Origin of the sequence: Bacillus kalamii (genome assembly GCF_047238185.1) — a bacterium.
In the GTDB taxonomy this organism is placed as follows: Bacteria; Bacillota; Bacilli; order Bacillales; family DSM-1321; genus Bacillus_AD.
Window position 1 is genome coordinate 2,616,248 of sequence record NZ_JBDFMI010000001.1, and the last position, 14,323, is coordinate 2,630,570.

The 14,323-nt window shown below is 39.4% G+C and carries 16 protein-coding genes; 1 reads left to right on the forward strand and 15 read right to left on the reverse strand.

The window, feature by feature from the left end:
- Positions 1–15: 15 nt before the first annotated feature.
- Genes rbsD through ABC357_RS12975 form a run of 3 tightly spaced genes read right to left on the reverse strand, consistent with a single transcriptional unit; the run spans position 16 to position 2,271 of the window.
- Positions 16–411 (reverse strand): D-ribose pyranase, encoded by a 396-nt coding sequence (gene rbsD, locus ABC357_RS12965; protein ID WP_412887911.1) that lies wholly within the window; start codon positions 409–411, stop codon positions 16–18.
- The gene (gene rbsK / locus ABC357_RS12970) at positions 411–1,289 is read right to left on the reverse strand and encodes a ribokinase (RefSeq protein ID WP_412887912.1); all 879 of its coding nucleotides are present in this window, start codon (positions 1,287–1,289) and stop codon (positions 411–413) included. The genes rbsD and rbsK overlap by 1 nt, the downstream gene beginning before the upstream one ends.
- Positions 1,282–2,271: a LacI family DNA-binding transcriptional regulator gene (locus tag ABC357_RS12975; protein ID WP_412887913.1), complete on the reverse strand. Its 990-nt coding sequence runs from the start codon at positions 2,269–2,271 to the stop codon at positions 1,282–1,284. The genes rbsK and ABC357_RS12975 overlap by 8 nt, the downstream gene beginning before the upstream one ends.
- Positions 2,272–2,487: 216 nt before the next feature.
- Between ABC357_RS12975 and ABC357_RS12980 the strand changes: the two genes are divergently transcribed.
- On the forward strand, positions 2,488–3,096 hold the full coding sequence (locus ABC357_RS12980; RefSeq protein WP_412887914.1) for a PepSY domain-containing protein: 609 nt from the start codon (positions 2,488–2,490) through the stop codon (positions 3,094–3,096).
- Between the two features lie 70 nt (positions 3,097–3,166).
- Here ABC357_RS12980 and ABC357_RS12985 read toward each other — a convergent pair whose 3' ends face one another.
- The 12 genes from ABC357_RS12985 to ABC357_RS13040 all read right to left on the reverse strand — a co-directional run bounded on the left by ABC357_RS12985 (position 3,167) and on the right by ABC357_RS13040 (position 14,212).
- The gene (locus tag ABC357_RS12985) at positions 3,167–3,661 is read right to left on the reverse strand and encodes a DUF4306 domain-containing protein (protein ID WP_412887915.1); all 495 of its coding nucleotides are present in this window, start codon (positions 3,659–3,661) and stop codon (positions 3,167–3,169) included.
- A gap of 174 nt (positions 3,662–3,835) precedes the next feature.
- Positions 3,836–4,159 carry a hypothetical protein gene (locus tag ABC357_RS12990; RefSeq protein ID WP_412887916.1) on the reverse strand — a complete coding sequence of 108 codons (324 nt, stop codon included), beginning with the start codon at positions 4,157–4,159 and terminating at the stop codon, positions 3,836–3,838.
- A gap of 55 nt (positions 4,160–4,214) precedes the next feature.
- Complete coding sequence (locus ABC357_RS12995; protein WP_412887917.1) at positions 4,215–4,376, reverse strand: hypothetical protein; 162 nt, start codon at positions 4,374–4,376, stop codon at positions 4,215–4,217.
- 212 nt (positions 4,377–4,588) lie between these two features.
- Entirely contained in the window at positions 4,589–5,524 is a 936-nt protein-coding gene (locus ABC357_RS13000) for an SH3 domain-containing protein (protein WP_412887918.1), read from the reverse strand.
- 256 nt (positions 5,525–5,780) lie between these two features.
- Positions 5,781–6,539 carry a DUF6944 family repetitive protein gene (locus ABC357_RS13005; RefSeq protein ID WP_412887919.1) on the reverse strand — a complete coding sequence of 253 codons (759 nt, stop codon included), beginning with the start codon at positions 6,537–6,539 and terminating at the stop codon, positions 5,781–5,783.
- A 284-nt stretch (positions 6,540–6,823) separates the two neighbouring features.
- Positions 6,824–6,952, reverse strand: coding sequence for a hypothetical protein (locus tag ABC357_RS13010; protein ID WP_412887920.1), 129 nt, complete (start codon positions 6,950–6,952; stop codon positions 6,824–6,826).
- Positions 6,953–7,186: 234 nt separating this feature from the next.
- On the reverse strand, positions 7,187–7,462 hold the full coding sequence (locus ABC357_RS13015; protein WP_412887921.1) for a hypothetical protein: 276 nt from the start codon (positions 7,460–7,462) through the stop codon (positions 7,187–7,189).
- A 139-nt stretch (positions 7,463–7,601) separates the two neighbouring features.
- Entirely contained in the window at positions 7,602–8,261 is a 660-nt protein-coding gene (locus tag ABC357_RS13020; protein ID WP_412887922.1) for a phosphatase PAP2 family protein, read from the reverse strand.
- Positions 8,262–8,415: 154 nt separating this feature from the next.
- Entirely contained in the window at positions 8,416–9,405 is a 990-nt protein-coding gene (locus tag ABC357_RS13025; RefSeq protein ID WP_412887923.1) for a cation diffusion facilitator family transporter, read from the reverse strand.
- A 1,210-nt stretch (positions 9,406–10,615) separates the two neighbouring features.
- Positions 10,616–12,736, reverse strand: a complete 2,121-nt coding sequence (locus ABC357_RS13030) for an MMPL family transporter (protein WP_412887924.1) — start codon at positions 12,734–12,736, stop codon at positions 10,616–10,618.
- Between the two features lie 421 nt (positions 12,737–13,157).
- Entirely contained in the window at positions 13,158–13,595 is a 438-nt protein-coding gene (locus ABC357_RS13035) for a DUF1801 domain-containing protein (protein WP_412887925.1), read from the reverse strand.
- Between the two features lie 68 nt (positions 13,596–13,663).
- Entirely contained in the window at positions 13,664–14,212 is a 549-nt protein-coding gene (locus tag ABC357_RS13040) for an aminotransferase class IV (RefSeq protein WP_412887926.1), read from the reverse strand.
- Between the last annotated feature and the right edge of the window lie 111 nt (positions 14,213–14,323).

Genomic DNA, 14,323 nt, shown 5'->3' on the forward strand with positions numbered 1-14,323 from the left:
GATTCCACCCCTCTTTTAGAAGAATACACCTGCTTTTAAAATGCAGTTCGCATAAGGAGTTATTTCTCCGCTGCGAATGACCGCTTTGGCTTGTTTTGACATTTCCTTCAATTGTTTATGGCATATATACGTCATTTCCACCCCTTGGAAATGGCCTTTCAGGAATGCATGGGCAACCCCGTTCGCTTCTTTGATTTCCTCCGCCAATATGACCTGTTCAATAACCATATCATCCGACACAGCCTCCACTACCTGCCTGAAAGCAGGCAGTCCCGGCACAAGGGCAAGGTCGATTTTTTGGACACCATCAGGGACAGGCAGGCCTGCATCCCCGATAACAACAAGATCGGTATGCCCCAGATCGGCCAGCACTTTTGAAATGGAGCTGTTTAAAATGCCGTGTTTCTTCATTACAATTTTTCCTCCACTTCCTGTCTTGTAGGCATTCCGCCCTGCGCACCGAATTTAGTGACCGACAAAGATGCTGCCCTATTGGCAAAACGGACACTTTCCTTAAACTCTTTGCCTTCTGCAACTGCCACTGCAAAGGCTGCATTGAATGTATCGCCTGCTCCTGTCGTATCTACCACTTCTACTTTATAGCCACCGACTAGCACTTCTTCTTTTCCATCATGATAACGCACGCCCTTGCTTCCCTCCGTAATAAATAATTTATTTGGGTAAGCCCTTAATGCTTCACTCAATGTCATACCAGGAAATAGCTCCGCTGCTTCATGTTCATTCGGTGTGATATAGGAGGCCATTTCAATGACCTGGCTGCTGATTGGGCGTGCTGGAGCCGGATTCAGCAATAGAGGAATCCCTAGTTCATTGCACAGAACGCTTACATACTCTACTGTTTCAACGGGAATCTCTTGCTGGATCAGTACTATATCAGCTTCTTTTATGGCTGATTTACATGTATCTATGTATTCCGGGGTAATGGAATCATTCGCCCCTTTGACAACAACAATGCTGTTATCGCCTTCAGCCAGAATGATGTGGGCAGTTCCACTCGCAACATCTGTAACCGGTTTCACATACTCTGTTGATACTCGGTTGCTTGCGAAATTCAACATTATTTTTTCCCCGTAATAATCAGCTCCCACACATCCTACCATTGTTACATCCGCTCCTAGGCGGGCTGCAGCTATTGCCTGATTGGCTCCTTTTCCGCCCGGGACAGTAGAAAAATCTTTCCCCAAAACGGTTTCGCCTGCTCCAGGCCGAATATCGGAAGTCACTACTAAATCCATCGATGAGCTCCCGACTACTGCTATTTTAACCATGTTCCTTCACCTTCCTCGTTGTATTTCGATCCATGAATGTCACCGGCAATTTCTTTTGTTGATGAACCACTCTTTTCTTCTGGATCAATTGAAGCAAAATCTGTGCCGCTTCAACGCCCATTTCATATGCAGGCTGCCTGATTGTCGACAACGCCGGAAAAAGGATGCTGCTCTGGGGAATATCATCAAACCCGATGATCTGTACATCATCCGGAATACTTTTGCCCAGCAGCAAAGCTTCATGAAGGACCGCTGCTGCCGTAATATCATTGCTTGCTATTATCCCGTCGCTGTCAGGAAAAGAGACGAAAAGCTCTTTTGCCCATCTTCTTGCATCTTCAAAAGCGAAAGACGACGTATTTACCACGTTGAAGTCCACATGCCTGTCCGCCAGTTCAGCCAGTGCTCCGTGAAAACGGTCCTGGGCAGGCTTGACGTGGGCAGGGCCTCTTAATAGAGTAATATTGCTTGAGCCTCTCAGCACCATTTCCCTTACAGCCATTCTGCCTCCTTCAAAACCATCGCTGTATACGCAATACTGGCCTTCTTCAACCCGATCCAGGAAGACCGTGGGGATATTGATTTCACTGTAATATTCCATGCCTGCAGCATTCGTCGCTGTAATGAGGCCAACTACATTATTTTGGATAAATGTTTGAATATATGATTTTTCCTTATCGGCATTTTCATCACTATTTCCGGTTATGAGATGGAATCCATTTCTTTGAACTTCATCCTCCACACCTCTGACAAGTTGGGGAAAGAATGGATTGGTGATATCCGGAAGCAGCAAACCGATTAATCGTGATTCTTTTTTAAACAAAGATCTTGCCACTTCATTCGGACTGTAATCCAATTCTCGGATAGCAGCGTCCACTTTTTTGCGTGTTTCATCTTTTACGTAGCCGTTTTCATTTAAAACTCTCGATACCGTAGCAACGGACACTCCAGCCGCCTTAGCTACATCTTTGATTGTCGCCATCCTGTCCACTCCTTCGAAAATATGTAACCGATTACATAAAATTTATCACACACTTGTTATTTTCGCAAACATTTTACTCGGCTAGTATCTATTTCCGTTTTTTCATTTCCTTTCTACCCTTTCCAGACAACACCTTCAACATATAGACATATTCATTCGGCATAGCTCGTTTTAAGGGCATTCTTTAATGGGAATAGAATAGACGAGGTGATATTGATGAAAGGAATCGCTTATACACTTACTTCATTGGCAGTGGCCCTTACTATGGCAGGTTGCTCCGATGATGGAGATACAGGCAACAAATCGGCTGCAGGCGGCACTCATCATGAAAACCATACGGCCGGGACGAACAGCCATAAGACACATACAACAGACCTAGAAAGCGCCGACTTGAATATGTCGATTGAAGATGCAATGGCTATTGCCAAAATGAAGAGTGAGGGGGACTTCACTAAAATTGAATTGTCCAAGGATGGCAAACGGTATGTATATGAAGTGGAAATGATGACGAATACAACAGAAACGGAACTTAAGATTGATGCCAATACAAAGCAAGTCATCAAGCAAGACTCTGACAATCTTGATACGGATGAAATCGGAACGGAGCATGCAAATAAAATGATGAGCCTTGAAAAATTGATTGAGCCGGAGGAAGCCATTTCCATAGCCAAAAAGAAAGTGCCGGGCACGGTCACTTCATGGGAGCTGCAGCGTAAAGGAGATAAAACAGTTTATGAAATCGATATTATCGATCAAACAAACTTTGAAAGACAGGTAATGGTGGATGCGACAAGCAAAAGCATTCTGAATGTAAAAGATGATTAATCCTGGTAATAGGTTAGAGCCCAAAAAAGGATGCCCCATAGATATGGGCGCATCCTTTTGATTTATTTCATTAAGAGTTTGATGATATATGTTTCATCCTGCGTCCGCCATTTTGATAATAGAAAAAGGCTGAAGCACCTGCCATATAGCCTATTCCACTGACCAGCAGAAAGCCGCTTAGCACTTTGCCACCCAGTGTTGGCGAATCAAAAAAGATAGTGGATAAAGCAGTCAAGACTATGCCGAACACACCAACAAAAACCGAAAAACGAATTTTATTTTTTTCAAGAATCAGATAAGCGGCCATCGTAAGTGCATATAGTCCGCTTATGTACATCAATAATGGAAAAATAGGTTCATATTTGGCTGCATATACTAGATAATCGATCAAGGAGATATCAGCCCCGCTGTTAACAGTGCCTATATATTTCTGTGTAAACTGTGCTGTATATTGCCATTCTCCCGGGCGATTGACAATTTCACTGCCAATCGATAATGAGAAGCCCAAAGAAAATATAAAGACAGTTAAAGCTATAGTAAATGGGATCCAACTCTTTTTAGCCATAGAAATCCACCCCTTATCAGAATTATGGCAGCTCAAAATATCCAAGCCGTACACTCATACTATAGGAAAACAGTCTTATTTACAACTATACAGATTACTGTATCATTCCCTTCATCCAGGGTGGATGCAACGAATAAAGGGGGTATGCCCGATCAGTTAGCCAGCTTATCTATTTCACCTATTTTTCAACCCGCTTAATGTTTCAGTGATATCTAGTTTGCTCAAATCGATTGCCTGGTTTATTGTTTGTACATTTTTGCTCACCCAATGTGTATATAGCCTAACCAAGTCATTCCGATCATACACTTTATTGGCGAATTCGTGAAAGAAGTATACGATCAAGACATTCACCACTTCCGGTGGAAGCTGATTCCTATTCCTTAAGAGCTGAAAGGTTACCATATCCAGCCCTCTAATATGTCCATTTGTTGCTTTGCCCAGCATTTCGAAGGAAGTATGTGTTTTACAGTCCTCCAACAACTGTTTTTCGATGTTCATAGCCGTTTTCACCTGCACTCATATGATAGAAAGCTTGCTGTAATCTCTAATTTATTTATTTCGATTTATTTTCCTTTAAAAAGCGCTCCATTTTTTCGCTTTCCGATAAAGGAGAATATTTCTCATTTTGACTGGCTTGGTTGGCCTGCCCTGCGATTTTTTCTTGGGCATCTGCAATACGTTCTAGCTGTTTTTCTATTTTTCTATCAGTAGACATTCGAATTCCCCCTTATCTATTGTCATCTTAAAGTTGTTCGTAACTAGATTAGTTTAAATGGAAATGCCCCTTTTTGGAAATATTATGCTTCATATGGCACACTCTTTATGAAAACCGTTCTTTTTACATCAATCGACTGCATGGAATCTTTCCTGCACCCTGCACATACAAAAACAACAAAAGGCCGATCTCAGCAAGATCAGCCTCTACTACTATTTATTTGTTACCTTACTAAGCTGAATCAATACTTTGCCATTAATCATTTTTTTCACAAATCCTACATTTGGTGCATAATAAGAAAGGGCACCTTCAGAATCCTGGACTTCCACCACATTTTTATACGTACCCGCAAGTGTAGTTACACTTTTATTCACTGAGAGAATTTTTGCAGTCTCGCCTGTATCATAGGATTGTACCCAAGTTGTTCCAGCTTTTACTGGATACTTCAGGATGGATTCTGTAGAAGCATTCGGCCAGCCCCCCATTAAGGCATCCTTCGTTTCCTGTTCGATCGTTGTTTGTTGGTATCCAGGCCCTGTACCATACCAGATAATCCAGGAACCGTTGTATTTTTCATTATTGCTTTTATACGTATGAATTCCATCAAGGCTCTTGAATTGGTAGACCTTAGACGGGTCCTTTTTATAGGTCACTGGCGCAGCGTCTGTAGTGTAGGACAAATAGGCGTTGGACACATAGGCTTTTTTATTATTATACTTAATTTCTGCCCATCCGCTTGCTAACATAGCCTGCACTTGCACAGTGGTTCCATATTTCAAGGATCCTACTTTTTTTGACTTATCACTGGCTTTCTCACGGACATTCAGTGAAGGATTCGCAACCACCTTTGCCGTACGGACTGTTGGTATTGGAGTCAAATAGGCAGTTGATACGTATGCTTTCTTTTTATTGAAATTGATTTGCGACCAGCCCCCAGTCAAATTCGCATATACTTCAACAGTCGCACCCCGTTTTAAAGAGCCAATTTTTTTGGAGGCCGTGCTGGCTTTTTCACGGACATTTAACGAATCAGCATTGACAGTCGCTTTCCCTGCCGTTTGAGCTGAAGCGTTTTCAGTAAAAGGCAGAAGCGTACTAAACAACACCAAGCAAGCTACAGCCCACATAAATACCTTTTTTATCTTCACAGAGACTCCCCCTTCCGAACATATTTCTATTTTTAATCATCTAAAAAAATATTTTACAACATTGAGTTTTTTCCACAACTATCGAAATTCCTATTAAAACAAGCCTTTTAATACGAATAAACTCCCAAAATAGACAGTATTGTAGAATAAACAAGATGCAAATTCCTTTATTCAGGTCATTCCGCCTACTAAACGGTATAATAATTATGAATCTCAGAACTACTTAGGAATATGGATCCATCTATTTAAATCGTTATCATAAACAATAAGTGGAATAATACCGTTTATATAAAGCTCCTTTTCCTTCCTCATTGTCGCTGTTCTCTTTTTCTTCATTCAACGCATCAAACAACTCTTTTCTGGCTGTTGAATCCGTTATGGTAACTGCCGCCAGTTCCATAGCTGAACCGATCACTTCAATCCAGGCTCCCAAAAATAACAGAATGCCGGCTTGATTGTCCTGATCCTTTAATAGGAACAGGTTGCCGATTGCATCCAGTGCAGAGCCCAACGAAATAAGCGCGTTTCCGGAAACCTCCAACCCCTGCCCTACAAAAAGCGGTTCAATAGCAGAGCCGTATGACTCAAAAGCTGCGCCAACTGCCTGGACCCCGCTTCCTAGAGCATTCAACTGGTATGAAGCATCTTCCGCTTCCTCATCCTCTTGTTCATTTGCTTCAATTTCAATATTCGTAGCTACAGTATTGGCCACATTTCCTCCAGCCTGTAGCCAGCACCCTGCAGTCGCTATTTTTCTGCCCGGAAAATATGGCTTGGCTGCCGCTAACTTTTCCCTTCCGATTGCCTGGATTGCATTCCCGACAGCTTCAACCGCATTCCCGATCGCTACAGCAGGCAAACCTTCTTCAGATTGAAATAAAAAAACCTTTGTCTCACCAGCAGCAGTGATCGAGGTCCCCGCTACTAAAAACCAGGCTCCTGCATAAAGTAAATCTTCGCCATTCACTTCTACTATTTTTTCAATAAGTTCCCTGTTTTTTTGATCTATCTCCATACTGTTCTCCACCGTTTCCTTCGGCATTACACTATCCTATTCATCTCTGCGCTGAAGATTGACACCTGCAGGCACATCCATTGACCCCTCTGTCAAACAGTTCTTTATGCCCTGTTGCTCAATCTAGTGCAAGTCCATACAAAAAAAGCAACAGGCCTAAATACCGTTGCTTTAATTGGAAACCTAAATGAGGGCTTCAATTCGTATGGAGTTTTGTATGAGTGGAAATAGGGAGACGTTTAAAGGATGGGAGGCAGGGGGAAGAGAAGCAGGGTGGGAGCAAATTATTTTGCTGTCACCTGCTCATTTTCCTTTCTTTGTCCCAATCGTTGAAGCAATTGGCGGAACTCCTCATCATTTCGGCAGACAATAACTGTATTTGGATCATATAAAATCGCATTTTGTTTTTTCATGTTTGTTTCATTCCTTTCTCTTTCTTGTAATATCCCTTTTCTTCCGCTAGCAAACCTCTTTTGTCCAAGTAAAATTTTCCACACCCAAAATGGAGGACAAATTCAGGTATGAAGAAATCGGCCAATATAAACTATTGGCCGAATAAATAGCGGAGCAACTAATGTTTTATTAGTTTATCAGAAAATTATAACACGATTGAATTGTACAAGCAACTCATATGCTCCTTATTACATTCATCCCTTTTTTCGTCGATAACGGTAAATCAATAAGAAGGCAACACCCACAATCAATAGAACGAATATAAGCTGTAGCACTTTAAATAAGATGACACCCACAACTACTGCCCACCCTACTGAAGCTGCCATTCGATGTGAAGACGGCTTCATATAGGCCCAAATCACAAGCAGAAGCAAAACCGGCAGAAACAGTTTCCATGCATGCAAACCTCCACACAGCAGTAAAGCCAGAATAGCATTCTCGAGCAAAGCTGCCCTTTTCCAAATATTCATTGCATTTCTTCCTCTCAATCTGGAACAATGTTTTCTCTCTAATCACTATAACATGCCGGCATGTCTGAAAAACCAGCAATTGTTCAACAGGCAACAGAAAAAAAGCATGGCAGAGTAAATAGCGCTGCCATGCTTTTAGTTATCCTTTCTTATTTCGGAACCATTTGAAAGAGCTGAAAAACAATACACATATACAAAACCAGGCAAACGAAGCGCTGATAGCTGCTACGACATCTGATGGAAAATGCTCGCCTAAGACGACTCTGCTGAATCCCACGATAACCAGCATCAATGAAAGGATAGTAATCCAAAGTGCTTTAATCCAGCCATTCCGTAAGTAAAGGAGGCAAACATAGATTAGAAAAGCCACAATTATTGAAATTCTCATCGTATGGCCGCTCGGAAAACTATAAGAAACCATTTTGAATGAATGTCCGAAGGCTTCAATATAATTGACTTCATCTCCCGGCCGGTCTCTATGGAAGCTGATTTTCAGCAAATAGTTAACAACGACGCCGCTGCCAGTCATGAAAATAATAAATAAACTGTTCACCCAGTCTTTTTTCCAAAAAAATAAGATAGCGGCGATCAAAAGAGTCAACAGTAAAATGACCTCACTTTTTCCCAGCACCGTAATGCTATCCATTGTTTTTTCCAATCCCGGAGAGCTAATGCGGTCGATCCAAGACATAATGCTTTGATCGAAAGCAAGATCGCCATTTTTGGATGTTAAAAATGCAAAAATGATAAAAACCATAAGAGACAGGACAGTAGACAACCAAAGAAACTTTTTGTTCATGCTTATTACCCCAACGTTCTAAATATTTCACCAATGGATTGACTTATCGATTATACCACTACTGCCATGAAAAACAAAAAGCATGGAGCAGGCCCCTTCCTGACTATAGACACCTGCAAAAAAGGAGGGCCACGTACTCCCCCCCTGAATTGATTTATTCTTTATTTCCTGGTTTACCCTCATGTGCAGGACGGCTGTTCCAATTGGAGATGCCGTCGTTTTGGTCGAATTCGATAATGACATCCGAAACCCCTGGCTCATTCATGATTTTTTCGACCAACCGATCCTTTATGGCATCCGCTTGGGCAATCGTCATATTTGGGTCGATTTCAATTTCAACCTCCACATGGACGCTTTCCCCTTCTTTCATGACAGCCAATTCTTCAATATCTGCCACATCGGGATCTTCGATAATAATATTCCCGATATGCGCTTCCATCTCTTCATCGCTTTCCCCAAGAGCGCCGGCTGCATTATCGAGAAATACCTTACCGACGACAAAGAACATCATAATGCCGATAATGACAGAAGCAATTCCCTCTGCCTGATGGTAAGGCGTATAGTGCGAAATGACAATTGCAATCAGGGCGAGGAGCCCTCCGCTTGTTGCCACAAAGTCTTCAAGAAAAACCAATTTAGTTGCTGGTTTCGCCTTCGGGAAAAATCGGATGCTGTCCGTAACAATTCCGAAGCCTTTCGACTGAAGTCCTGCACCATGAATAATTTCTTTCATGGCTTTGAATAAAACAAATCCTTCCAAAAGAATGCCGGCAGCCAATACAGAGACTGAAATAAGGAAACCTGTACTTTCTGTCGGATGGAAGATATGGGAGAATCCTTCTTTTATGGTTTCATATGACATGATGCCTACAATTAAAACAGCACCAAGGAGCACTAGATTGACCAATCTCCCAAATCCGTTGGGAAATCTGTCTGTTGGGGCTTTTTTGCTTAAAGCGGACCCAACAAACACGAAAAACTGGTTAGCGGCATCCCCAAGGCTATGCAAGGTTTCCGCAAACATGGCTACATTGCCAGTCATTACATAGGCGCCGCCTTTAATAAGCGAGATAATGGCGTTTACAATAGCTGCGATAAAAGCTGATTTATTCCCGTTCTTTAACAATATAACTAATTCTTTCATAAGAATACCCCTTTAACAATTTCATCTTTTGATTATACCTGAAAGGAAGCAAAAACCTTAACGTGATGCTTAGGATATACACCCCCGATCATGTAACTATATCCGAACTTTTTATATGCCTTTACTATTCACTTACCGAACCTATCTTTATTCATTCCATTCATGGATTGCTACTACAGTCATTCCCTGCATGCCAACAATCAAAACCAATCAACGCTCTGTAAAATCAAGGGTAAGTGATTGTACCATTTTATATACAGAGCAGGGCTTTGTCTTTGATGTCACACATTATATAAAGATTAAGTACAACACTAATTATTTAGATGTACATTAAGACCTTATAGGATTGATAAGAAAAGCTTATATCTTAAATTACTAATCTTATTCCACTGACGGTGCAGTTTACCTCAATAAGGATTAGACTTAATAATCGTTACCTATTCGCTCGAATCCACTTTAGCAGAAGAATATCAATCAAATAAAATATTATATATTGAGGAATAATTTCTTTTAGCGTGAAATTACACCAAAAGAGTAATATTATATCGATTTCCCCTTATCAACTTCATATGGGGGCATACATAAAATGAAGAGGTTTATTAAAATAATTTTGTCATTATTTCCAGTTCCATTCTTATTTCATTTTTTCGAATATAATAGTCATCTTGCTAGTCAAGACTCGTTTTTCTTATTTCCGATTTTTCTATTGTTTATAATTTTTGTAGGTATAACATCAAGAAACATTAAATCACCTTTGTTTTTTGGCGTTAATTTTATTATGACAATTATTTCTTTGATATTTGGCTATTTTGTAATAATTGATGATGGAAGTTGGTTTAAACCTATTGGACGAGATGTCGCAATTGTATTTGTTTCTATTATATATATTTTAGGGCCGTCAATAATAAGAGGCATTAGCAAGTTCATACTAATGGGCAGAAAAAATATAATAAAAACGGTCTCGGTGTTGAAGAAGCCAAACTGTAATTATTTGTTGAATAAATACTTTAAGATGATAGACTTTTCGTACCAATTCTTATTTATCTTCAACTTTATTATCGATAACAAATTGAAGGCGAAATCCGTCATCAAAAGCAAAAGAAAAGCACCTCCAAACTATAGACAATGTCTACAATTTGGGGTGCTTTTTCAGGCTAGCTCCCTTAATTCAAGAAAATACGTTAACTAGCTGTTGTAATTGATCTATACTTTATTTAACTTTCTTAGGCCAAAAACTATGTTTCCCTAGTTTTACAATTAATGCTGGGATGGCTATTGGACGGACAATAAAGGTATCAATAAGGACCCCAACGGCTACAGCAAAACCAAATACTCTTAATTCCATTACTGGTTGTGTAATCAATACTGCAAATGTTGCTGCTAAAATTAAACCCGCAGAAGAAATAACGCCTCCTGTTTTACCTACCCCTTCTCGAACAGCATCTTTAATTGGTAAGAGCTTTTTCTCTTCCCGAATACGCGAGATTAACATAATTGAATAATCAACTCCAAGCGCCACTAGGAACACAAAGGTATATAACGGAATACGATAACTAAAACCATCGTAACCTAGTATGGTTTGGAAGAATAAAACACTAATTCCAAGAGCTGCTCCAAACGATAGAAGAATAGCTCCCATCATATAAATTGGTGCTAATATTGAACGAGTTTGAATTCCTAACATGATCAAAATTAAGATCGTAACCATCACCATAACACGCATTCCATCACTGTTGCTAATATTACGAATATCCGTATTTTGAGCTGTCTCACCAGCGATTAATAATTTCCCATCACTAATCTTACTATCTTTCAATATTGTATTTGAATCCTTACGAAGCTGTTCCATATCATCAAATGCAGCTTCAGTGTATGGATTATTTTTTAGAACAAGTTTAATTTTCACTACGTTTTGGTGTTTTTCTGCAAATGGATTCCCTTGTACAGTTGCATTAGCTACACTATCTTGATGACCTAATTCTTTTACTAGATTTTGCACTTGCTCAGATGATAAATCTTTTTCGGCTTTTACAATAACTGTACTTGGTGCAACTTCACCTTCCGAAAAAGCTTCATTTAATGTCTTAAAACCTTGCACTGATGACATATCTTTCGGAAATGAATCCAATAAATTATAGGTATAATTCATTTTACTTACCATTGTAATACTTAGAATTAACACTACAAGAACTGGAATTAATGATTTCCATGGATTTTCAGTAACGAATCGAGCAATCTTATGCCAAAAGCTTTCTTTTCCTGCTCGCTTTTGAGCACGTTTCCGTGGGTTAGATGGCCAAAATGACTTCTCTCCTGCAATAGCAAATAAAGCGGGCATTAATGTTAAACCTGCAATTAAAATAAGTGCTATTGCAACAACAAATACCGGCGCAAAACCACGATAAGATTCATATACGGCAAAAAATAAAGTGACCATACTTAATAGAACAGTACTGCCACTAAAAATAATTGGTTCTTTAACAAAGTTCAAAGCATTTTTCATGGCAGTATTAACAGGAAGACCTTTTTCCAACTCTTCTCGGAAACGAGAAAATAATAATAGCGAATAATCCGTAATAACTGCAAATAATAAAATCATCATAATTGATAATGCTTGACCATCAACGGTAAACCAATTATATTTACCCATCAATCCAATTAAACGATCTACAACCGAATAAGTTATACCTGCCCCAATCAAAGGAATAAAGGCTAATAAAGGTGATCGATAAATGGCAATCAATATAATAAAGATTAAAGCAACTGTTGCAAGAATTAATACGACATCTGCATTAGAAAACATTTCATATGTATCTGCTGCAATCCCAGCAGGACCTGTGAAATATATGTCCAAATTAGATGGTGCAACCTTATCAACTTCATCTTTCAGCCCATCCATCGTGTTCTTTAATTCTTTATTCTCCATACCTTTAGGAAATAATACCGAAATAAAAGATGTTGTTTTATCTTCAGAGAAGAATGATGCCTGTGCTTGTTTCGGCATTTTAGATAACGGAAGAACGTTTAAATCTTTCTTCGAATCATTTGCTATTTTTTCGATATTTGAAATGGATTTTTCGATATCTTGATTTTTTAGACCTGCTTTATCATGCACAACAACAAATAACGGAAGACCTTCATCAGAAGGAAAATATTTTTTTAATGCCTTTTCAGCTTGAATAGATGCAGTAGTTTCAGGTAGTCCAGCATTTTTCATTTGAGAGGTTTGCTCTTTAGAACCTGGTGCAAAGCTAGACAATCCCAGTGCTACAAGAATCCAACATAGCAAAATAGTCAACCATACCTTCTTTTCCTTTAATATTCTAAACACTAGTACCAACCCCTAAAAAGATTTTTTAGACCCTTTATTTTCCACCATAAACTATTGTAAATATTTTAAATGAACAGAATATGAACTGAAGATTACAATTTATGTGTTTTTTTCCATTAATAGGAGCTATAACTTGAAGAAACGACAAGCAAAGACTACATAGTCGACTTACCTTTGCAAATTGATAGATGAATCAGTAGCGAAAGATAAGTGAATATGCTTGTTGAATTAACCAAAACAAAAAGGTCAACCAATAACATTGGCTAACCTTATAATACGTACTGTGGCTTTAGTTGAAGAAATATATTATTATATATTGCACTAACACTTTAAGATGTTGTTGTAATAAATGGAGTCATTTGTAGTACAAAAAGGATAGATAGAGTGTATTTTGGTGCCGCACCAAAATGACCTGTTTTTGCTATTGATTGATGGATGTTGTTTCGGGATACATCTCTCTTATAAAATCGACGGATTGGATAATTAACTTTTTCAGCACAGTGATATCGATATCAGCCAATTTATTGATATACACACATGCCTTCCCTGCCGTATATTTGCCGAAATCCTTCAGCAGCTCTTCACGCGCCTCATTGCCTGGTGCAAGATATAGACTGATTTTTGCCTTCCGGGGAGAAAAACCAGCTAAAGGCGCATCTCCTTCATGGCCAGTTTTGTAAGTATAATGGTAGCTGCCGAAGCCTATTATACTTGGCCCCCACATTTTCGCTTCAAAACCTGTCACTTCAGTAAAGATATCGAGTAATGTGTAGGCGTCTTCCTTTTTGGAAGCGCTATGTATTTGTTCAATAAATTCAATTACACTATAGTCTGTTTCCTTTGTCTTTGGTTCGTACACCGATAAAAACACTCCTTTCATTTGCAGTATGGATAATGGCCTTGGATTCCATTCAAGATGTCCTATTTTCAAAAGAAACCTATATAGGAGGAATTGTCTTTCACTTTTCCTTTTATGACATATTTTAAATAGGGTTGCCCTTCGGTTTCCCCAAAGAAGCCAATATACTCTTCCCCTGTCCGATTGAAGCGATAATATACCTGCCATTTGCCTAAAGCCTTTTTCGCCCCTTCCGTACCGATTGACGCCCAATAATAGTCCAATTCCCTGATTGAAAACCGCTGGAACCAATCATCATTCTTAACCGCAATTCCCTTGTCCTGAAAGACATAGTTCCTGAACATCAAAATCTCATCAGAAGCGCCGTATTTTTTTATTTTCTCTTGAATGGATGATCGAGGGCTGTAGGAGCTTTCGTAATCGATTGAACGGAATTCATTCTGCAGTTGATTGACCGCTATTGTTTCCTTTATTTTTCCACTCGGCACAGGAGGAATAAGATAATTGGATAAGATGAACAGAAATAAGGCAAACAATAATGTAATCTTTTTCAAAGAAAGGTTCTTTTTCCACCAAATGCGGATAATCAAATAACCAATCCCTATACCGAGCGGCAATGCAATTTCTCCAATTCGGAGACTGACAATCGCCATCAGAAAAAGGAAAACAATCTGTCCCCAGAAAAACCTTTCAAGTTCGCGCCCGTTAAGCTTGATTACTGACCAAAG